Annotated in this window: 17 protein-coding genes, 1 tRNA gene and 1 other RNA gene; 9 read left to right on the forward strand and 10 right to left on the reverse strand. The window is 73.2% G+C overall.

Features of this window, described 5'->3' with window-relative positions; genetic code table 11:
• Positions 1-22: 22 nt before the first annotated feature.
• Entirely contained in the window at positions 23-1,228 is a 1,206-nt protein-coding gene (locus tag BN3788_RS07990) for a multidrug effflux MFS transporter (RefSeq protein WP_234346540.1), read from the forward strand.
• An 18-nt stretch (positions 1,229-1,246) separates the two neighbouring features.
• Here BN3788_RS07990 and BN3788_RS07995 read toward each other — a convergent pair whose 3' ends face one another.
• From BN3788_RS07995 to BN3788_RS08005, 3 genes are all read right to left on the reverse strand, one after another.
• Positions 1,247-1,975: an ABC transporter permease gene (locus BN3788_RS07995; protein WP_066584088.1), complete on the reverse strand. Its 729-nt coding sequence runs from the start codon at positions 1,973-1,975 to the stop codon at positions 1,247-1,249.
• Positions 1,972-2,781, reverse strand: coding sequence for an ABC transporter ATP-binding protein (locus BN3788_RS08000; protein ID WP_199824753.1), 810 nt, complete (start codon positions 2,779-2,781; stop codon positions 1,972-1,974). Before BN3788_RS08000 ends, BN3788_RS07995 begins: the two co-directional genes overlap by 4 nt.
• Positions 2,782-2,918: 137 nt before the next feature.
• Positions 2,919-3,338 (reverse strand): hypothetical protein, encoded by a 420-nt coding sequence (locus tag BN3788_RS08005; protein WP_234346541.1) that lies wholly within the window; start codon positions 3,336-3,338, stop codon positions 2,919-2,921.
• Positions 3,339-3,530: 192 nt separating this feature from the next.
• On the opposite strand from BN3788_RS08005, the gene BN3788_RS08010 reads away from it, so the two are divergent.
• Entirely contained in the window at positions 3,531-4,766 is a 1,236-nt protein-coding gene (locus tag BN3788_RS08010) for a BaiN/RdsA family NAD(P)/FAD-dependent oxidoreductase (protein ID WP_066584097.1), read from the forward strand.
• Positions 4,767-4,908: 142 nt separating this feature from the next.
• Here the strand turns inward: BN3788_RS08010 and BN3788_RS08015 are convergent.
• Positions 4,909-4,993, reverse strand: a tRNA-Ser gene (locus BN3788_RS08015).
• An 89-nt stretch (positions 4,994-5,082) separates the two neighbouring features.
• Positions 5,083-5,574 (reverse strand): NUDIX hydrolase, encoded by a 492-nt coding sequence (locus tag BN3788_RS08020; protein WP_066584099.1) that lies wholly within the window; start codon positions 5,572-5,574, stop codon positions 5,083-5,085.
• A gap of 577 nt (positions 5,575-6,151) precedes the next feature.
• Here BN3788_RS08020 and BN3788_RS08025 point away from each other — a divergent pair.
• The gene (locus BN3788_RS08025) at positions 6,152-7,663 is read left to right on the forward strand and encodes a CoA-acylating methylmalonate-semialdehyde dehydrogenase (protein WP_066584441.1); all 1,512 of its coding nucleotides are present in this window, start codon (positions 6,152-6,154) and stop codon (positions 7,661-7,663) included.
• Between the two features lie 52 nt (positions 7,664-7,715).
• On the opposite strand, the gene BN3788_RS08030 is transcribed toward BN3788_RS08025, so the two are convergent.
• The 4 genes from BN3788_RS08030 to BN3788_RS08045 all read right to left on the reverse strand — a co-directional run bounded on the left by BN3788_RS08030 (position 7,716) and on the right by BN3788_RS08045 (position 12,096).
• Entirely contained in the window at positions 7,716-9,068 is a 1,353-nt protein-coding gene (locus tag BN3788_RS08030) for a hypothetical protein (protein WP_066584101.1), read from the reverse strand.
• 337 nt (positions 9,069-9,405) lie between these two features.
• Positions 9,406-10,164, reverse strand: a complete 759-nt coding sequence (locus BN3788_RS08035; protein WP_199824754.1) for an FAD:protein FMN transferase — start codon at positions 10,162-10,164, stop codon at positions 9,406-9,408.
• An 11-nt stretch (positions 10,165-10,175) separates the two neighbouring features.
• Positions 10,176-10,658: an FMN-binding protein gene (locus BN3788_RS08040; RefSeq protein ID WP_066584105.1), complete on the reverse strand. Its 483-nt coding sequence runs from the start codon at positions 10,656-10,658 to the stop codon at positions 10,176-10,178.
• A gap of 31 nt (positions 10,659-10,689) precedes the next feature.
• Entirely contained in the window at positions 10,690-12,096 is a 1,407-nt protein-coding gene (locus BN3788_RS08045; RefSeq protein ID WP_066584106.1) for a ferredoxin reductase family protein, read from the reverse strand.
• Positions 12,097-12,173: 77 nt separating this feature from the next.
• Here BN3788_RS08045 and ffs point away from each other — a divergent pair.
• Positions 12,174-12,270: signal recognition particle sRNA small type (gene ffs, locus BN3788_RS08050), an RNA gene on the forward strand.
• A 33-nt stretch (positions 12,271-12,303) separates the two neighbouring features.
• Here the strand turns inward: ffs and BN3788_RS08055 are convergent.
• Complete coding sequence (locus BN3788_RS08055) at positions 12,304-13,905, reverse strand: collagen-binding domain-containing protein (protein ID WP_159066876.1); 1,602 nt, start codon at positions 13,903-13,905, stop codon at positions 12,304-12,306.
• 154 nt (positions 13,906-14,059) lie between these two features.
• Here BN3788_RS08055 and BN3788_RS08060 point away from each other — a divergent pair, with 154 nt between their 5' ends.
• From BN3788_RS08060 to BN3788_RS08080, 5 genes are all read left to right on the forward strand, one after another.
• Positions 14,060-14,806 carry an ABC transporter ATP-binding protein gene (locus BN3788_RS08060; protein ID WP_082812741.1) on the forward strand — a complete coding sequence of 249 codons (747 nt, stop codon included), beginning with the start codon at positions 14,060-14,062 and terminating at the stop codon, positions 14,804-14,806.
• An 8-nt stretch (positions 14,807-14,814) separates the two neighbouring features.
• The gene (locus BN3788_RS08065) at positions 14,815-16,164 is read left to right on the forward strand and encodes an FtsX-like permease family protein (RefSeq protein WP_234346543.1); all 1,350 of its coding nucleotides are present in this window, start codon (positions 14,815-14,817) and stop codon (positions 16,162-16,164) included.
• Between the two features lie 66 nt (positions 16,165-16,230).
• On the forward strand, positions 16,231-18,573 hold the full coding sequence (locus tag BN3788_RS08070) for a DNA polymerase III subunit gamma and tau (RefSeq protein ID WP_066584112.1): 2,343 nt from the start codon (positions 16,231-16,233) through the stop codon (positions 18,571-18,573).
• 104 nt (positions 18,574-18,677) lie between these two features.
• Positions 18,678-19,277 carry a recombination mediator RecR gene (gene recR, locus BN3788_RS08075; protein ID WP_066584114.1) on the forward strand — a complete coding sequence of 200 codons (600 nt, stop codon included), beginning with the start codon at positions 18,678-18,680 and terminating at the stop codon, positions 19,275-19,277.
• 53 nt (positions 19,278-19,330) lie between these two features.
• Positions 19,331-19,924, forward strand: coding sequence for a DUF5063 domain-containing protein (locus BN3788_RS08080; protein ID WP_066584116.1), 594 nt, complete (start codon positions 19,331-19,333; stop codon positions 19,922-19,924).
• Positions 19,925-19,941 lie beyond the last annotated feature (17 nt).

Raw genomic sequence — 19,941 nt, forward strand, 5'->3', positions numbered from 1 at the left:
CACCCCCGCTGCCAGCCGCGGGGTGATCACCTCAGGGCTGCTGCTCGTCCTGGCGCTGCTGTCCGCCGTCGCCCCGTTCGCGACCGACCTCTACCTGCCGGCCTTCCCGACGATGGCCGCCGAGCTCGCCACCGACGCCACCAGCGTGCAGCTCACCCTCACCGCGTTCCTCGTCGGCGTCGCCGTCGGCCAACTCGTCTTCGGGCCGCTCTCCGACCGGGTCGGCCGCGTCCGGCCGCTCCTGGCCGGAGCCGTGCTGTGCGTCGCGGCGAGCGTCGTCGCAGCGACCGCCCCCACCGTCGAGATCCTCGTCGCGGCGCGGCTCGTGCAGGGGCTCGCCGGCGCCGCCGGGATGGTCATCGGCCGGGCGATCATCAGCGACCTGTCCTCCGGCAAGGCCGCCGCCCGCGCGTTCAGCCTCATGATGCTCGTCGGCGGCATCGCCCCCGTCATCGCCCCGCTGCTCGGCAGCCTGCTCGTCGGCTCCCTCGGGTGGCGCGGCCTGCTGTGGATCGTGGTCGCCCTCGCGGTCGCGATGCTCATCGGCGTGATCGTCGTGGTCCGCGAGACGCACCCCGCCGCGCGCCGCGCCGAGCTGCGGGAGCTGCGCGCACGGACGTCCGCCGGGAAGGGCGAGCTCCGCTCCCGCGCCTACCTCGGCAACACCCTCGCGTTCGGCTTCGCGTTCGCCGTGATGATGGCCTACATCTCGGCGTCGCCGTTCGTCTACCAGGTCCAGATGGGGCTGAGCGAGGTGCAGTACGGCGTGGCCTTCGGCGCCAACGCCCTCGCGCTCGCGGTGGTCAGCGGCATCTCCGCGCGACTTGCCGCGACCCGCTCCGTGCGCGGCCTGCTCGGGCTCGGCCTCACGCTCGTGCTGCTCTCCGCCGTCGGGGTCCTCGTCCTCGCCCTGTCACCCGTGCCCGCCGGCTGGCTCGCGCTGCCCCTCTTCATCGCCGTCGCCAGCCTCGGCCTGGTGTTCGGCAACGCGACGGCCCTGGCCCTCGCCGCCGCCCGCCACGCCGCGGGCACCGCGTCCGCGGTGCTCGGCGCGCTGCAGTTCGCCCTCGCCGGGCTCGTCTCCCCGCTCGTCAGCCTGGGAGGCGAGGACACCGCCGTGCCGCTCGCGGGCATCATGACCGGCCTCGCCGTCATCGCGCTGGGCTGCTTCGCGGTGGCTCGTCGACGCGGTGACCGCCTCGACGTCGTGCAGGCGCTGGAGCTCTAGCGGCGACCCCGCCGCCGCTCAGCCCGCGCGCGAGCGGCGGCGGAAGACGACGACGGAGAGCGCGAAGACGGCGATCGCGTACCCCGCGCACCACAGCAGCGACCCGCCGATGCTGCCGAAGTCGCCGGTCACCGCCGCGCGGGCGGCGTCGGCCGCATGCACGAACGGCAGCATGCGGGCGACTGCCGCGAACCCGTCGCCGAGCACTGCCAGGTCCATCCAGTACCCGCCGACGAACGTCGCGAACGTGATCAGCCCGGAGGCAGCCGCTCCCACCTGCGACGAGCTGAGCGCCGAGCCCAGCAACAGGCCGATGCCCACGAACATCACCGCGGACGGCGCCAGCACGACGAGCGCGAGCAGCAGGTTCGCTGTGAGCTCGAGTCCCATGAACATCGCCGCGACGAAGCACACGACGCCCTGGGCCAGCCCGAGCGCCACGAGCGGCAGCGCATACGCCACGAGCAGTCCCGTGGTGCTCAGCGGCGAGGCCAGCACGCGGGTGAGGAACGACGACGCCCGGTCGCCCGCGAGCAGCGTCCCGCCGAACAACGCGACGAATGCGAGGCTGAAGACGGCCAGCCCGGGGGCGAGGGCCTCGATCTCGAAGTCGGAGAGCCCGGTGTTGCGGCCGATCGTGCCGAGCATCAACAGCAGGCCCACCGGCAGCGCCATCAGGATCAGGAACGCCGAGGGGTCCCGCGCGATCTCCTTGAGGTTGCGGCCGGCGAAGGCGAGCACGCTCATGCGCCGGCCTCCTCGTCGGTCAGGGCAAGGAACGCGTCCTCGAAGGTGGCTGCGCCGGTGCTCGCCAGATGATCCGCGACGGCGCCGACCCCGCGCAGGCGACCGTCGCGGAGGATCGCGATCCGGTCGCACAAGGACTCGGCCTCCTCGAGCTGGTGGGTCGTCAGCACCACAGTCGTCGTGCCCTTCAGGCCGGCGAGCAGCGCCCACAGGTCACGGCGGGAGCGCACGTCCAGGCCGAGCGTCGGCTCGTCGAGGAACACCACGTCCGGCTTGGTGATGAGCGCCATGCCCAGGCTCAGCCGCCGTTCGAGGCCACCGGACAGCGACTTCGCCCGATCTCGGGCCCGGTCGCCGAGCCGCAACGACTCCATGACGTCGAGCGCCCGGGATCGCGCCTCGGCGCGCGACGCCCCATACAGGCGGGCGACGAGCTCGAGGGTCTCGGCGACCGACAGGGTCGCGGCCACGGCAGTCTCCTGCGGCGACAGGTTGACGCGACGGCTGATCGCGGTGGCGTCCGTCCGCAGCGACATGCCCAGCACGCGCGCGTCGCCGCTGGCCGGCGCCGTCAGGCCGCACAGCATCCGCACGAGGGTGCTCTTGCCCGCGCCGTTGGACCCCAGCAGGCCGAAGAACTCGCCGCGCCCCACGGTCAGCGACAGGTCGTCGACAGCGACTCGCTTGCCGTACGACTTCGTCAGGTGATCGAGCTCGATCGCGGGCCCTGCCGTGTCAGGCAGGAACGTCGGGGCGCGCTCGCCTCCGGGACGCCTACCCGGCCCATGGGTCGCCTGACCAGCCACTTCGCTCCTCCGACGCTGTCGAGGGCGACTCTACGGACGGAAATCCGCCCGCACCCGGGACCCTGCGTGCTGACATGACGAAACCCCCCGCTCGGGTGAGCGAGGGGCTGCTGGTCGTCGCGGCGCCTGGCGGAGGCTCAGCCGCAGTCGTCGCAGACGCCGGTCGCCGGGAGGGTCATCGAGCACGTCGGGCAGATCGCTGTCGGAGCCTCGCGCACGGGGGCCGGGCGCGCGACAGGCGTCCGGGCGGCACGAGGCGCACGCGTGGGGCGGGCCGGGGCCTCGCGTGACGCCGACGCCGGCTCGGTCACGTCGAAGCCCCGCTTGCGCAGGATCGCGACGGCGCCGTGCACACCGCCATGGAACTCGTCCGACGTGGCGAGCCGCCCGGTGGCGAACCGGTGCGCGACCCCGAGGATCGCCTTCGAGTCGTAGGTGCGGCCCTCGTGGATGAGCGTGTAGTCGCGCGATGGGCCGAAGCCGTAGACCTGGAGGAAGGCCTCCCCGCCGCGGGAGTCGTACTCGGCGATCGCTTGCAGGATGTGCTGTCTCGACACAGAGGAGAACGTGGCCACGGTGAAAGAGCCTACGACTTGGCAGGCGCTGCCCCGTCCGCGACCTGTGCCCGTGCGACGCCTCCCGGGGCGGCAGACGGCAGGCCGCGGGCGTTCGTGCAGGTCGTCGCCTGTGGGTTACGTTCACACGATGCTGATGGTCACACCGACGTTCGAGCTCGGCCGATCCAGCCGATGAGCACAGCGAGTGTGATCGGTGGCGGCCCCGCGGGCCTGATCGCCGCTGAGACGCTGGCCCGGGCCGGCGTGACCGTCACCGTGTACGACCGGATGCCCTCGGTCGGGCGCAGGTTCCTCCTCGCGGGCCACGGCGGGCTCAACATCACCCACTCCGAGGCCCGCGACCGGATGCTGGCTCGATACGGCCGGTCGGCCGACCGGCTGGCGCCGATGCTCGACGTGTTCAGCCCGCAGGACCTGCGCGACTGGTGCGCGGGCCTCGGCGAGCCGACGTTCGTCGGGTCGAGCGGGCGGGTGTTCCCGCAGGCGTTCCGCGCCACCCCCTTGATGCGCGCCTGGCTGGCGCGGCTGGCCGAGCTGGGGGTGCGGATCGAGACGCGCCATCGGTGGAGGGGATGGGCCGGCGACACCGATCGGCTGCGCTTCACCCGGGCCGACGGCGAGGCTGTCGAGGTCGACCCGGACGTGACGGTCTTCGCGCTCGGCGGCGCGTCCTGGCCACGGCTCGGCGCCGACGGCGGCTGGGTCGAGCTGTTCACCGAGCGCGGCGCCGAGGTGACACCCCTGCGGGCCGCGAACGTCGGGGTGCAGGTCTCGTGGACGGACACGTTCGCGGACCGGTTCGCGGGGAGCCCGCTGAAGAACGTCGGCCTGACGGTGCCGGGGAGCGGTCAGCAGGCCCGCGGCGACGCCATGGTGACGAAGACCGGCGTCGAAGGCGGCCCCGTCTACGCGATCGGCGCCGCGATCCGCGACGCCCTCGACGCCGACGGGGAGTGCGTCCTCCAGGTCGACCTCCGCCCCGACCTCGCCGTCGACCAGGTGGCCGATCGGCTACGCCACCGCCGGCCCAAGGACTCAGCCTCGACCTGGCTGCGCCGCCTTGGCCTCGACCCCGTCGCCATCGCCCTGCTGCGGGAGTCGAGCGGCGGCGCGCTGCCGAGCGACGCCACCGAGATGGCGGGCCTGGTCAAAGCCGTCCCCGTCATGGTGACCGCGACGATGCCCATCGACCGGGCCATCTCCACCGCAGGCGGCCTCGCCTGGTCGGAGGTCGACGAGTCGCTGATGATGCGGCGGCTGCCCGGCACATTCGTCGCAGGCGAGATGCTCGACTGGGAGGCCCCGACCGGCGGCTACCTGCTGCAAGCCTCATTCAGCACCGGCGTGGTCGCGGCCCAGGGCGCGCTGTCGTGGCTCCAGGGCGACGCGGCGCCGCGCTCAGGCTGAGTGTCCGTCAGGACGTGAAGGGCTGATGGCCGGGGCCGACGAAGCGGATCGACGAGCCCGAACTCGCCTCGCCTGAGGTGAGCCCGTGGCATGGCGAAGGGCCCGTCACCCACATTGCTGCGGTGACGGGCCCTTCGGTGCGCGGAGGATGGGGGATTCGAACCCCCGAGGGCTTTCACCCAACACGCTTTCCAAGCGTGCGCCATAGGCCACTAGGCGAATCCTCCTGGCCGGATGAGGATACCCGACGTCGCTGCGACCTCGGTACACGGCCACCGCCGTGTCAGCCGCGTGTCAGCCGCGTGTCAGCCGGGTGTCAGCCGCCCGTGCGGTACGACACGACGGCGGGCAGCGACGCCCCCGGCCGCAGCCCTTCGAGGACGAGGAGCTCATGCGGCACGACAGGCGACGGCAGCGCGTCGAGCTGGAACCACTCCATGGCGGCGCACTTGGCCGGCTCCATGATGCGCGGCTCCCCGGTCCAGGCCCGAGCCTCGAAGAACACGTCGCAGCGCTGTTCGACCTGCGCGCCGCCCACCTCGTAGCGGTGCAGCATCGTGACCGGCACGAGGTCCTCGACGCGCACGCGCACACCGGCCTCCTCCGACAGCTCGCGGGCGGCGGCCTCGTGCACGGACTCGCCGGGCTCGACGTGCCCGGCCATCGTGGCCCAGTGCTCGTCCATGTAGCCGGTGCCGCGGCGCAGCTGCAGTAGCACCTGGTCGTCGCGGCGCAGCAGCACGTAGGACGCGGCGACGAGCAGGGCCCGGTCGGTGGCGTGGTCGTCGGGCGCGTAGTGCTCAGGCATCCGGCGAGTCTGGCACGGGCGCCCCGGCGGGTCTGCGTGCCGGCCGGCATGGGAAGCGCGCTCCAGCATGGGATGCCCACAGCGGCGTATTCGCTATTGCGATGGTCTGGAGTGCGGCCTAGTCTTCGAAGTGCCCAAGGCAGTAGCCGCGGGAAGTCGAGGGCCCGAGACAGCTCCGGATGGTGTCTGCGTTCGGGCCTTTCGCGTGTCCGGACTCAGACATCGATGACGTTCCGGATGAGCGGGCTGGCGAGCAGTCGCCACTCGCCGCCGCGGGCGTGTGCCCAGCCCACGGCGTCCGGCGCCCACAGCAGGGGCTCGACGTACGGAGACTGGTGCCCGTACCGCAGGTCGAGGCAGTGCCAGTCGCGCCGGGCACCTCAGTCAGGTCACTAGTGTGGCGCGGCTCGCCCACAGCGCGGTTGCGGGCCGGGATTGCTGTGGGGTGATGGCGTGCCAGCCTGCGAGCCGTCCTCTGCGGGCCCCTACTCAGCCGGGGCGCCGGGCGCTAGCGTGACGCGAATCCGTCATAGCCGACGGCCTCACCCGGAGGAGAACCGTGAGCGCGCAGCCTTCGATCGACAGCACCGGTGTCACCACGCTCGTCGGCCACGTCATCGGCGGCGCCCCGACGCCGGGCTCGGGGGAGCGCCGGCAGGACGTGTTCGACCCCGCGACCGGGCAGGTGTCCGCACAGGTGGCGCTGGCCGATCAGGTGGATGTCGACGCGGCGGTCGCGGCGGCCCTCATCGCCGCCGAGGGGTGGGCGCAGACGCCGCTGGGCAAGCGTGCGGCGGTGATGTTCGCGTTCCGGGAGCAGCTCATCGCCCGGACGGCCGAGTTGGCGGCGGTGATCACGGCGGAGCACGGCAAGGTGCTCTCGGACGCCGTGGGGGAGATCGGCCGGGGGCTGGAGGTCGTGGAGTTCGCGTGCGGCATCCCGCAGTTGCTCAAGGGCGAGTACTCCGACCAGGTCGCGACGGATGTGGACGTGTTCTCGTTCCGGGAGCCGCTGGGGGTCGTGGCGGGGATCACCCCGTTCAACTTCCCGGCGATGGTGCCGTTGTGGATGGCGCCGATGGCGATCGCCACGGGCAACGCGTTCATCCTCAAGCCGTCGGAGCGCGACCCGTCGGCGTCGTTGCTGCTCGCGCAGATGTGGGCGGACGCGGGCCTGCCCGACGGTGTCTTCTCGGTGCTCCAGGGCGATCGGGTGGCGGTGGACGGGCTGCTCACGCATCCGGATGTCGCGGCGGTGTCCTTCGTCGGCTCCACCGCCGTCGCGAAGCATGTGCACGCGATGGCGACCGCGCAGGGCAAGCGGGTGCAGGCGCTGGGCGGCGCCAAGAACCACGCGGTGGTGCTGGCCGACGCCGACCTCGACCTGGCGGCCACCCACCTGACGGCTGCGGCGTTCGGCGCGGCGGGGGAGCGGTGCATGGCGGTGTCGGTGGCTTTGGTGGCCGACGAGGTGGCTGACGCGCTGCTCGAGCGGCTGCGCGCCGCGGCGCTGGCGGTGCGAGTGGCGCCGGGTTCCGACCCGGCGTCCGACATGGGCCCGATCATCACGCGCGCCGCCCAGGAGCGCATCGAGCAGATCGTCACGGAGGCTGTGGACGGCGGAGCGCGAGCACTCGTCGACGGTCGCGGGCACACCGTTCCCGGCCACGAGGGCGGTTTCTTCGTGGGGCCGACGGTGCTCGACGGCGTGTCCACCGACATGCGGGCCTACGCCGAGGAGGTCTTCGGCCCGGTGCTCGTCGTTCTCCGCGTCGCCGGGCTCGCCGAGGCCATCGACATCGTCAACGCGAACCCCTACGGCAACGGCACGGCGCTGTTCACCGCCTCCGGCGACGCCGCGCGCACGTTCCAGCGCTCGGTGAGCGTCGGCATGATCGGCATCAACGTGCCGATCCCGGTTCCGGTCGGCTGGCACTCGTTCGGCGGATGGAAGGACTCGCTGTTCGGCGAGAGCCACGTCTACGGCCCCGAGGCCGTGCGGTTCTACACGCGGGGCAAGGTCGTCACGAGCCGCTGGCCGCGCTCGGCGGCCACGTCCTTCCACTTCGGGCGCACGACGGCGGGGTGAGCGGGTCGCGCGTCGGTCCCGGCACGCTGGGGGCCGGGACCGACGCGGACTGTCAGTGCTGCTCTGAGGCCCGACGGCGAGCGGCCACGAGCGTGCCGCCCAGCGCCAGGAGCGCCACGGCTCCCACGCCGTACAGGCCAGCCGGGGCGCCTGTCGCGGCCAGGACCTCGCTCTTCACCGCGGGGGCCTTCTTCACCACGGCGGGTGCGGCCGGGGCGGCGGCGGGCAGCGGCGCGGCCAGCACCTCGCTGAGGTAGGTGACCGTCGGGTTCGGCACAGCAGCCGGGTCGGCGGCGCAGACCACAGGCGCGACAGCCGGGACCTCGGCCGTGAGCTGGCGCTTCTCCCAGACGGCGTTGACGGCCTCGACGGCCGGGACGGCGGGCACGAACGCCTGGTCGATGACGGTGCGCTCGTCGACGAGCTCCCAGCCCTCACCCTCCGGCGCCTCGGTGACCCACTCGGTCGTCTCCTCGTGGGAGACCTCCTCGATCGGGGCGACGGCCTCCTTGACGACCTGCGTGTGCAGGTACTCGGGCTTCGTCACCGCCGGGTGGTGCTTGATGAACTTCTGCACCGTCTCGCCGGTGGGGGTCCAGCCGTGGCCGGCGTCGCCCTTGCCGTTGAGGTCCTCGTGGCCGGAGACCCGGCGCTCGGTGGTGAAGGTGGGCGCGATGTACTCCTGGCCGGGGTTGTCCACGACCTCCTTGTACGTCGCGGGGTGCTCGACCTTCTCCACCCAGGCGGCCTTCACCAGCACCTGCTCGTCGTAGGCCTCCTTGAGGACGACGGTCTTGCACTCACCGGTCTTGACCCACCCGAAACCGGGGTCCGTCGCGGCCCACTGCTTCTTCCAGTGGGCGAACGCGTTGATCCACTCGTACTGGACCTCGGTGACCGCCTCGTGGTGCACCGTCGTGTACTCGGCGTCGTGGGGGATCTCCTCGGTCCACGCGGGCTGGTCCACGACCGTCTTGTAGGTGGGGGCGATGTACTCCTGGCCGGGGCTGGTCTGCACCTGGCGCTCGTGCCAGTAGAGCGTCTTGTACTCATCCCACGCCGGGGTGATGACCTTCGTCCGCACCTGGTCGGTCTTGGTCCAGCCCTTGATGAAGGTGGAGATCGACCACTTCTCCCGGATGGCCGCGTCCTCGCCGGGCACGTACGGCTGGTCGATGACCGTGCGGGCGTACGTGTGCTCGGTGTGGCTGACCTCGTCGATGGCCGGGATGGCGGGCGTGGCCTCCACGGCGGGCGAGACGGGGAGGGCCTCGTAGGTGGCGGGGATCAGCGGCGAGCCGGGGGAGGGCAGGCAGCCAGCGGCCTGGGCGGCGGGCGCGAACAGCAGCGCGGCGGTGACGCCGAGGGCGCCGATGCCGAACGTCGTGGAGAGGCGGCGAATCATGTGCGTGCTCCTTCGAGGCGTGCCCCACGCGCAGTCGGCAGGGCTTTTCTGGATGCGTTCTCGGTGTGCGGGCATGCCGAGGAGCCGTGCGGCGGAGTGTGCGGAATGGAATGCCGGACGGGTCGTCGAGGACGGGTGCTCTGTGCCGCTGGCCTGGCGCTCTCCGGTCTGCAGCGACGGAGAACAGCCTGGGGGATTTAGCGGCGTGTGCCCTTGTATATCCGATTCATCCGAACCGCGGGGGCGATGTTCGACCGCGCGAGTGAATGCGACCGGGTGAAACTCCGCCCATTCCCGGAGAAGTCATCCATTCGTGGGGCGCGCGGCTTCGGGCGCCTTAGGCGGGATTCGCCCAACGGTGCACGGCGCCGCCGGCCATGACCAACAGCCCGCTGGTCCCGGCGAGCCCATCGACCCACCGGGTGGCGTCGGCGCCGCGGGCCACGGCAGCGGTGGCCCACACGTCGGCCCACATCAGCGAAGGCCCGCTCACAGTGGCGGACAGCACCTCGGTGACCGCCCTGCCGGTGTGCGGGTCGATGATGTGGGCGCCGCGGGCAGCGATGCCGGACGTGGCGACCCCGCCGTCGTGCACGGGCACCGACGCGAGCGTGCGGCTGCGGTCGCGCGGGTCCTCGATGCCGATGCTCCACGGCGCCGGGTCATCGTCGGGCAGCACCAGGATGTCCCCGCCGGCGCCCACCGCGGCGCCTAGGCCGGGCAGCGCGCTGAGCGGACGGGCCGCCCGCTCGAGCGCCCACGTCTTGACCAGGCCCGTCGGGTCGAAGCCTCGCGTGGGCGCCCACGCGTCGAAGTAGCCGTCGGTGGCGGCCCGCGCCTGGGCGCACAGGCCGTGGACCTCGCGGACGGCTGGGCCGCACCCGTCCAGGTCGAGCTCGCCGCGCCGCAGGCGGCTCACCTGCGAGTCGGCCCGGTAGGTGCTGAACATCGCGTCGGCGTCGCGCAGGCTCGCGAACAGCTCGGCGACGGCGTGCTCGGCGTCGGCGCCGCGCGCGGCGGGCCCCCGCACATGGACGCTGACCGGCATCCCCATGATCTGCTCGACCCAGGCGCGCCGCCCTAGCCCACTGCTCACAGTCCCACCGCTCACAGCCCTGCTTGGTCCAGCGCGTCCTGCAGTGACTCCCGGTAGGCGTCGCTGGTCAGGGTGGCCCCGGACACCATGTCGAGGTCCCCGCTCGTCGCGCCGATGGCCTCCTCGTCGAGGATCGGGATCGCGCGGGTGTTGACCTGCCGGGCGCGCGGGTCGCTGGTCGGGTACTGGACCGCCTCAGCCTCGACGACGGCGCCGTCGGCCACGGTGATCCGCACCTGCACGTCTCCGTGGCCGTTGGGCACGGCGGCCCCCGTGTACGTGCCGCCCGCCCCGTCGTCGCCCGCAGTGTCGTCGCTTGCGGTGTCGTCGCCGGACGGCTCGGCGGGCACGCCCGGGTCGACGGCCTCGGGAGACGGGTCCGCGCCGGGCCGCCCGCCCGCCCCGTCCACGGGCCGGTTCCAGCTGGTGGGCCAGGAGAAGAGCAGCACGAGGCCCACGACGGTGCAGCAGGCGGCGAACAGGATGCGGCGCACGGTCAGTCCCCTCTCACGAGTCTCAGCGGTCTCACCAGGCGAAGCGTTCGAGGTGCAGCGACGACCGGGGGACCCCGGCCGCGCGGGCGTCTGCCGCGACGGCGTCCACCCACGGCGCGGGACCGGCCACGTACACGTCGCAGGAGTCGAGGTCGGGCACGATCGTGCGCAGCGCGTCCGGCCCGCTCAGATGCCCGAGCTGCACAGGCAGCCAGGAGGTGCCGGTGACGCTGCGCCGTCCGACCAGGTCGACGACACGCAGGCCGCCGTCGCGCACCAGGGCCTCGACATCCGCCTCGAGCGGCAGCGGTCCCTCGGCGCCGGTGCGCCGCACGAGTGTCAGCGGGCCGGCGGCGTCACCGCGTCGCGCGGCGTCCTGCAGCACGGACAGCAGCGGCGTGATGCCCATCCCGCCGGCCAGGGCCACCATGCCGGGGCGGGTCCGCGCGGCCGGGACGAGCCGCCCGAACGGGCCCTCGATGAGCACCGCCGTGCCCGGAGCCACCCCGGCGAGGCGGGCGCCGTCGTCGCCTCGGATGCTGAAGGTGAAGCGCAGCGCATCGGGCCGTGGCGCCGCCGACAGGGAGAACGGGTGGCCGCGCGTCCAGCCGGGGCCGGTGCGGAACCGGAGCACGAAGAACTGCCCGGCCTCCACGGGCAGCTCGTGCAGGCGCGGCCCGGTGAGCAGCACCGACACGACTCCGGGCGCCTCGGGCACGACCTCGCTGACCGTCAACCGGTGCCGCCGGGAGCGCAGCAGCGGCCGCCCGACGCGGAACACCAGCACGCTGGCCAGCGCCACGCCGTACAGCGTCCACCAGTAGGCCGTGGCCACCGGCGAGGCGAGGAAGTCCGCGCCGGTCCAGAGCTGGTGCGGCAGCGCCAGCCCGGCGCCCAGGTACGCGTACAGGTGCAGCAGATGCCAGGACTCGTACCGCATCCGCCGGCGCGCGACCCGCACCGAGGTGACGGCGATCAGGATGAACAGCGCGAGGGCGGCCGTCGCGAGCAGCACCCCCGGGAAGGTGGTGACCAGGGTCCATGCCTCGGGCCAGAACCCGATCCCGTCCAGCAGCGAGTACCCGAGCGCCACCGCCACCGCATGCGCCAGCATCAGGGTGATCGACGTGAAGCCGAGCAGCCGGTGCCATCGGGCGATGGCGTCCTGGCCCAGGGCGCGCTCGGCCCACGGGATGCGGGCCATGGCCAGCACCTGGAGCAGCAGCAGGTCGGAGGCGACCAGGCCGCACAGCCGGCCGAATGACGTCAGCGCGGCGCCGGGCCCGTTCGCCAACTCGGCCACATTGCCGTTCGCCGCCCACAGCGCCACCACCACGAGCACGGTCGCCCCGGCGGCTAGGGGAACCAGGGCAGCCGTCGTCGGACGGCGGACGCGCGTGATCGTCGCGACGCGCGGGCTGTCCGTCGGCGGCCTCATGCCGTAACAGTGCCGTGTCGACCTGGGATTTCGCCATGAGGCGCGGCGGGCACGTCGCGGACTGGGCTAGTCTGGTGGCAGACCCCTCGTGCGGCGTCATCTCGCTGAACTCCCCCAGGGCCGGAAGGCAGCAAGGGCAGGCGAGCTCTGGCGGGTGTGCGGGGGGTCCTTATATTGCCTCGACTATTGCCTCGACCCGGCACCGCGTCAGCCCTGCGAGCGCCAGCCGCCCCGGCGTGCCACCCAGAGAGCAGTCAGGCCGCCCACCAGGAGCAGGCCTCCGAGCAAGCCCAGCGACGCGCCGGCTGACGGCCCCGTCGCCGGGAGCGTGGCGCAGCGCGGGTCACTGGCCGAGAGCGCGCCTCCGCCGCCCGCGGTGGGCGCGGGCGCAGTGGTGGTGGGCGAGGGGCAAGTGGGCGTCGGCGTCGGCGTCGGCGTGATGAGGGTGTTGACGATCCGACAGGTGACGTCGCCGCCATCCGGCACGGTCACCGTGCTGCCGTTCAGCGTCCCGCCCTCGCAGGTCCAGGAGCCGGGCGCGTACCCCTCCGGGCCGGTCTCGCTGAGCTCGTAGTCGCCCGGCTCGACGACCACGTCGGTGACCTCGCTCGACCCCGACGGCCCGCTCACGTCGACAGGGCCGGTCGCGCCCAGCGTCCAGTCGCCGGGGGCCGCCGTGCCGCCCACGACCTCCTTGATCAGCGTCAGCTCGGCGAGCACCGGAGCCGAGCCGCAGGTGATCGTCGTCGCGAACGGGAAGTCGTGGACCTCGCGGACGAGCCGGCCGGGCGGCCCGTGGTTGAAGTTCGCGGCGATGACGTTGCCCTCGATGTTCGCCGTGGGGAGCCAGGTCAGATCGGCGTTGGGTGCGTACAGCGTGCCCTCGAGGCTGTCGCCGCCGGTCACGGTCACCGTGCTCATGCCGGCGAAGTTCCACAGCATGTACGGAGCCTCCGCGCCGCTGACGCCGGGCATGTTGGGCAGGTCGCCCTCGAAGGACGAGCCCGTGACGTTGACGACCAGCGGCGTGTCCGCTGTCGGCTGGTTCCGGAACGTGATCTCCGAGAGGTTCGCCAGATCGGCTGCGCTGATCTGCAGGACGTTCGTCTCACCGGGGATCAGGGTCACGAATGACTGCTGACCCGGGGTGATCGAGGTCAGGGGCGTCCCGCTGGCGTCGGTCAGCTCGATGGTGGGCGCGCAGCCGGCGATCTCGGTGGTCAGCGCGCGATAGGTGCTGAACGCGCTGGGGATGTCGATGAGGTCGGTGGGCACGGGCGTGCCGATGGACGCCGGGGTCTGGCGGTTGGTGCCCGTGATCGCCGGGGTCGACTCGTACGCGGCGCCCGGCAGGACGAGCCGGTAGTTCACCTCCGCCTGGTTGGAGTCGGTGTTGAGGGCCGTGTACGTCGAGGTGTCGGCGACCTTGGTGTTGCCGCGCAACACCTGCAACAGGGACGAGTTCGACGGCCAGATGATCCCGCCGCCCACGTAGAGCGTGGTGGGGTCGCTGTCGCCCGGGGCCGTGAACGTGGGGAACACGCCTGCGCCGAGCGCCACCTGGTAGTTCGTCTCGAAGGCGAGGTTGCCCCCGGTCGCCACGGTGCCCTCGGACTCGTCGAGGTTCAGCAGGGTGTCGCCCTCGACGAACACAAGGAAGCCGCTGTTCGCCGGATGGCCGCCCACCTCGACGCGCACGGGATTGATGTCGACCACCTGGGCGGCCGCCGGGGCGGCGGTCAGCGTGACGACGGCAACCGCGAGGGCGGCCGCCGCCGCGAATGACGAGGCGAGCGCACGAGGACTCATGCGCATCAGTAGACACACAAAAGCGACAAAACGCACCTCGGTGCCCGTCCACCCGTAGGCGGAGGCCCCGCGCGACCTTCGGCGCACAACCGCCCTCGAGGTGGGGCCCGGGGGCGGACGCGCGGCGGGCGTCGGGACGCCGACCCTGGGATCCATGACCTTCCCACCGCTCCCGGCAGTCCCCACCCAACACACGGCGGTCCGTGTCGCGGCCGCCACTGCGCCGCGTGCGGGCATCCGCCTCGCCGCGCGCGGCCTGGTCAAGCGCTTCGGCCCGACGACGGCGCTCGCCGGTGTCGACGTCGAGCTCGCCGACGGGGAGGCGCTCGCGGTCACCGGACCCTCCGGATCGGGCAAGTCGACGCTGCTGCACTGCCTTGCGGGCATCATCTCCGCCGACGAGGGCGCCGTGCTGCTGCGCGGTGACGACGTGAGCCGCCTGAGCGAGCGGGAGCGGTCCCTGCTGCGCCGCAAGCACTACGGCTTCGTCTTCCAATTCGGCCAGCTCCTCGCCGAGCTGCCCGCCCAGGAGAACGTCGCGCTGCCCGCGATGCTGCTCGGCGCCTCCCGCAAGGACGCCACCCGGCAGGCGCGGCAGTGGCTCGGCTCCCTGGGCCTGGGCGGCATGGAGACGCGCCGCCCCGGTGAGCTCTCGGGCGGGCAGGCGCAGCGGGTCGCGGTGGCGCGCGCGCTCATCGCCCGGCCGGACGTGGTCTTCGCCGACGAGCCGACCGGCGCCCTCGACCAGGCCACCGGCGCCGAGGTCATGAAGGTCCTCGTCGAGGCGACGCGCGCCGCCGGGGCGTCCCTCGTCGTCGTCACGCACGACGAGAACGTCGCCGCGTGGTGCGGGCGGCGCATCGAGGTCCGCGACGGTCGCGTGGTCGGCGCCGCCCGATGAGAACGGTGATGGCCCTCGCCCCGGTGCTGCTGCGCGCCGGTGGCGCGAGCGGGGTACGCCAGCAGGCGCGCAGCACCGCGCTGGCAGTCCTGGCATTCGCGATCACCACCGCCCTCGCCTTGAGTGTGCTCGGAGGCCAGCGCGCGTTCACGGTGCGCGCCGCCAATGGCGACCCCTTCCAGAAGGAGTGGGGCGACCTGTACATCGTGCTCGCGTGGGTCGCCGTGATCCTGCTGATGGTGCCCCTGCTGTCGCTGGGCGGCGCCGCGGCCCGGCTGGGGGTGGCACGACGGGACGCGCGCCTCGCCACCCTGCGGCTGCTCGGCGCGACCCCCAGGGAGGTGGTGGCGCTGACCGTCACCGAGACCGCTTGGCAAGGGCTGGTGGGCGCCGCGTTCGGCATGGTCGGCTATGTGTTGCTGCTCCCGGTCTGGACGCTCGTGCCGTTCCAGGGCGACCACCTCGCCGTCTCCGAGATGTGGGTGGGCCCCCTGATGCTCGTGGCGCTGCTCGTGGCGCCCGCGCTCGCGGCCCTCAGCGCCGCGTTCACGCTCCGACGCGTCGTCGTGTCCCCGCTCGGCGTCGCGCAGCGCACCACACCCGCGGGGCTCAAGGTCATCCGCCTGATCGTCACGGTGGTGGCCGTGATCGGGTTCCTCGTGGTGACGACGCTCTCCGGGCTCGACAGCGCCGCGCTCACCGTGCTCATCCTCGGCATGCTCGCGGCCGTCTTCGGCAGCATCAACCTGGTGGGACCGTGGCTGATCTGGCTGCTCGGCAAGATCGCCGGCGGGACCGCCCGATCCGCGGCGGGCCTGCCCGCCGCCCGGCGCCCGGCCGACGACCCGAAGGCTGCGCGGCGCGTCGTCGGCGGGCTGGGGCTGGCGAGCTTCGTCGCCGCAGTGCTGTCCGTCCTCCCGATGATCTCGGAAGTGCAGGGAATGGCCCCCGGCGAGCGGCTCTTCCTCGATGACCTCGTCATGGGCGCCATGCTCACGCTGGCCATCACCTTCGTCGTCGCGGCGTGCTCGGCGGGGATCATCCAGGCCGCGTCAGTGCTCGATCGGCGGCGCGACTACGCGCTGCAGGCCCTCGCCGGGGCTCCCGCCTCGCTGCTCGACGCGGTGCGACGCCGTGAGGTGCTGACGCCGCTGCTCTTCGTGTCCGTCACGTCCGCCGGGATGGGATTGCTCGTCATCACGCCGTTCCTCGGGCCAGGGGTGCAGATCGGGACGTCTGGGCTGCTGATGCTGGGCGGATGCCTGGTCGCGGGATGCCTGCTGGTGCTCGCGGCCAGCGAGGCCAGCCGCCCGCTGCTGCGGACGGTGCTCCGTGAGACGAGCGTGCGGCCGGACTGACAGCGAGGAGCCCGCACCGCTAGGACGGCGGATGACCCTGTCAGGCGTGGCGCATAGGGTCTTCCCGTGACCACAGCCCTGTACCGCCGTTACCGGCCGGACTCCTTCGCCGAGGTGATCGGTCAGGACCACGTCACCGCACCGCTCCGGCAGGCCCTGCGCAGCGGGCAGGCGAACCACGCCTACCTGTTCTCGGGCCCGCGTGGTTGCGGCAAGACGACGTCCGCGCGGATCCTGGCGCGCTGCCTCAACTGCGCGGAGGGCCCGACGGACACCCCGTGCGGCGTGTGCGCGTCCTGCGTCGAGCTCGCGCGCGGCGGCCCCGGCAGCCTGGACGTCGTGGAGATCGACGCCGCCAGCCACGGTGGCGTGGACGACGCCCGCGACCTGCGCGAGCGCGCCACCTTCGCCCCCGCGCGCGACAGGTACAAGATCTTCATCCTCGACGAGGCCCACATGGTCTCCCCGCAGGGCTTCAACGCGCTGCTGAAGATCGTTGAAGAGCCGCCGCCGCATATCAAGTTCATCTTCGCGACGACCGAGCCCGACAAGGTCATCGGCACGATCCGCTCGCGCACCCACCACTACCCGTTCCGGCTCGTGCCGCCGGACGTGCTCTCCGACTACCTCGCGCAGCTGTGCGCCGCCGAGGGCGTGCAGGTGGGCCAGGGCGTGCTGCCACTGGTGGTCCGCGCCGGCGCGGGCTCGGTGCGCGACGCGCTGTCCGTGCTCGACCAGCTCATCGCCGGATCGGGTGAGGGCGGCCTGGACTACGAGGGCGCCGTGTCCCTGCTCGGCTACACGCACGCCTCGCTGCTCGACGACCTGGTGGACGCCATCGCCGCGAATGACGGCGCCAGCGCGTTCCGCGTCGTCGAGCGCGTCATCTCCACGGGCCACGAGCCCCGCCGGTTCGTCGAGGACCTGCTGGAGCGCCTGCGCGACCTCATCGTCATCGCGGCCTCCGGCGACGCCGCTGCCGCCGCGCTGGGCGACGTCCCCGGCGACCAGCTCACCCGCATGCGGGCGCAGGCCGCCCACCTGGGCGCGGCCGAGCTGTCCCGCTCCGCCGACCTGGTCAACCTGGCCCTCACCGAGATGGTGGGCGCCACCTCGCCGCGCCTGCACCTCGAGCTGCTGATGGCCCGACTGCTGCTGCCCGCCGCCGACGACACGACCACAGGCGTCGCGGCCCGGCTCGACCGGCTCGAACGACTCGGGTCCGCTGGTGGCTCAGCGGTGGCGCCCGTCTCCGCGCCGGCGGTGGCATCGCCGCCCGCACCGATCCCGGCGCCGGTCACCGCGCCGGTCGCCCCCGCGTCTGTGACTGCGCCGCCTGTTGCCGCTCCGCCGGTCGCGCAGCCCCCTGTCGCCGCGCCGCCTGCCGAGGCTCCGAGCACCGTCGATCGGCCGCGTGTCGAGCGCCCGGCCCCGGTGCCGGAGCACGCGCCCGTCGCCGAAGCGGCGCCTGCGCCTGGCCCGACGGCGCCGGCGCCCGTGGCCTCTCAGGCGCCTGCCGCTCCCGCGCCTGCCGCTCCCGCGTCGCCCGCTCCCGTTGCTCCTGCTCCGGCGCCCGCCGCGCCGGCTGCCGCCGCGGCATCGGGCCCGGACACCGAGATGCTGCGCCGCCGCTGGCCCGAGGTGCTCGAGACGCTGAGCCGGCTGAAGAAGACCACGTGGGTGCTCGTCTCGCAGAACGCCCAGGTGGCCGAGCTCGACGCGACGACGCTGAAGCTGTCTTTCATCGCCCCCGGCCTCGCGGCGTACTTCCGCGCGGGCGCGCACGCCGAGATGGTGCAGCGGGCCGTGCGGGAGACGCTGGGCTTCGACGCCCGTGTCGAGGCTGTGCTCGCCGAGCAGGCGCCCACGGCGTCGGCCGCGGCGTCGACTCCCGAGCCGCCTGCCCGGGCCGCCGCTGACACTGCTGGCGGGCGAGGCGCGGCTGCGGCCGCCGCGGCTGCCGCGTCCTGGGACACCCCGGCGCCGACCCCAGCGCCCGGGGCCGCGCCTCGGCCGACGGCAGCCCCCGGCACGCCAGGCGGCCAGGGCGCCGGGGGGGCTTCGGGCCCGGCGACCGGGGTCGACGACGAGGACCCGGGCGCGCCCGAGCCGCACGATGACGACCCGGGGGAGCCGGGTGAGGCCCACCACCCGGGCGTCGGCCAGGGCGAGGACCCGTGGGCGGCGCCGCAGCGACCGGCGCCTCAGGCGCAGGCGTTGAGCGCGCGGGAGGCGGGCGCGCGGGCGCACGCCGCGAGCATGGGCGGCCGTCGGGCTCCGATGGAGGAGGACTCTCCCTCGCCGGACGACCCGGACCTGGCGTCGTCGGGGCTCAATGGCGCCCCGCTGGTGGCCCAGATGCTCGGTGGCGTGGTCATCGACGAGCAGGTCGACGGCGGGATGGCCTGACGCCCTCGGCCTTGAGGGTGAGGTTGCCGACGTCGGGCGTTCTGCTCGGCGTCGGCCCGGGGCGTCCGACGCGGCTCCCAGTCCTCGCACCGTAGGCTGGCCGGGTGTATGAAGGCGCGGTCCAGGACCTGATCGACGAGCTCGGGCGGTTGCCCGGAGTCGGTCCCAAGAGTGCCCAGCGCATCGCGTTCCATGTGCTGGCGGCTGACCCGGCTGATGTGCGGCGGCTCGTCGACGCCCTCACCGAGGTGAAGGCGCGCGTGCAGTTCTGCGAGGTCTGCGGGAACGTGTCGCAGGAGCCGCAGTGCCGCGTGTGCCGCGACCCGCGACGCTCGACGGCGGTGCTGTGCGTGGTCGAGGAGCCGAAGGACGTCGTCGCGGTGGAGCGCACCCGGGAGTTCCGCGGGAGGTATCACGTGCTCGGCGGCGCCATCAACCCGATCGCGGGGGTGGGGCCGGACGACCTGCGCATCAAGGAGCTGTTGATGCGCCTGCAAGACGGCGTCGTCACGGAGGTCATCCTGGCGATGGACCCGAACGTCGAGGGTGAGGCGACCGCGACGTACCTGGCCCGGATGCTCGTGCCGATGGGCCTCACCGTCAGCCGATTGGCCTCGGGCCTGCCGGTGGGCGGGGACCTGGAGTACGCCGACGAGGTGACGCTGGGCCGGGCGTTCGAGGGCCGGCGCCGGATCAGCGCGTAGCCGGCACAGCACAGCACGCCGCAACCGGGAGACGTAGAGGGAGCGTGAGGGCGATGACAGAGGTCGATTTCCAGGGCGAAGCGCAGGACGCGGAGGTCGCGGACCTACTCGAGGTCGCGCACACGATCGCGGAGGAGACCCGCAGCTTCCTCACCACGGTGACCGAGGTGGGCGCGGGGACGGGCCCGGACTCGTCGATCCCTCTGCTGCTGCTCGCCGTCTCGGACTTGCTGGCCGCGGGCGCCCGCGCGGGCGCGATCGTCGACGTGGTGCCCCCGGAGCGGTTCGAGCCGGATGTGGGCCCCGACCCGGATGTGGACCCGCTGCGTTCCGCGCTGGCGGAGATCTTGCAGGGCATTGACGAGTACGCCGAGGTCGTGGACCCGTTGCTGGGCGCCGAGGTCACGGCGTCGACGGTGTCCGGCGACCTGGTGGCCGTCGCCGGGGCGCTGCTCCAGGGGCTGCGGCACTACGAGTCCGGGCATGAGCTCGAGGCCCTGTGGTGGTGGCAGTTCTCCTACCTGTCGAGCTGGGGCGAGCGCGCGTCGAGTGTGCTGCGCGTGCTGCAGGTGCTGCTGGGCCATCTGCGCCTGGACGTGGACGACGACGTGGCCGCCGAGGCGGAGTACGAGGCGCTGCAGCCCTGACCGCCGCAGCCTGAACG

This window comes from Cellulomonas timonensis, from assembly GCF_900046455.1.
GTDB classification, from domain to species: Bacteria; Actinomycetota; Actinomycetes; order Actinomycetales; family Cellulomonadaceae; genus Cellulomonas_A; species Cellulomonas_A timonensis.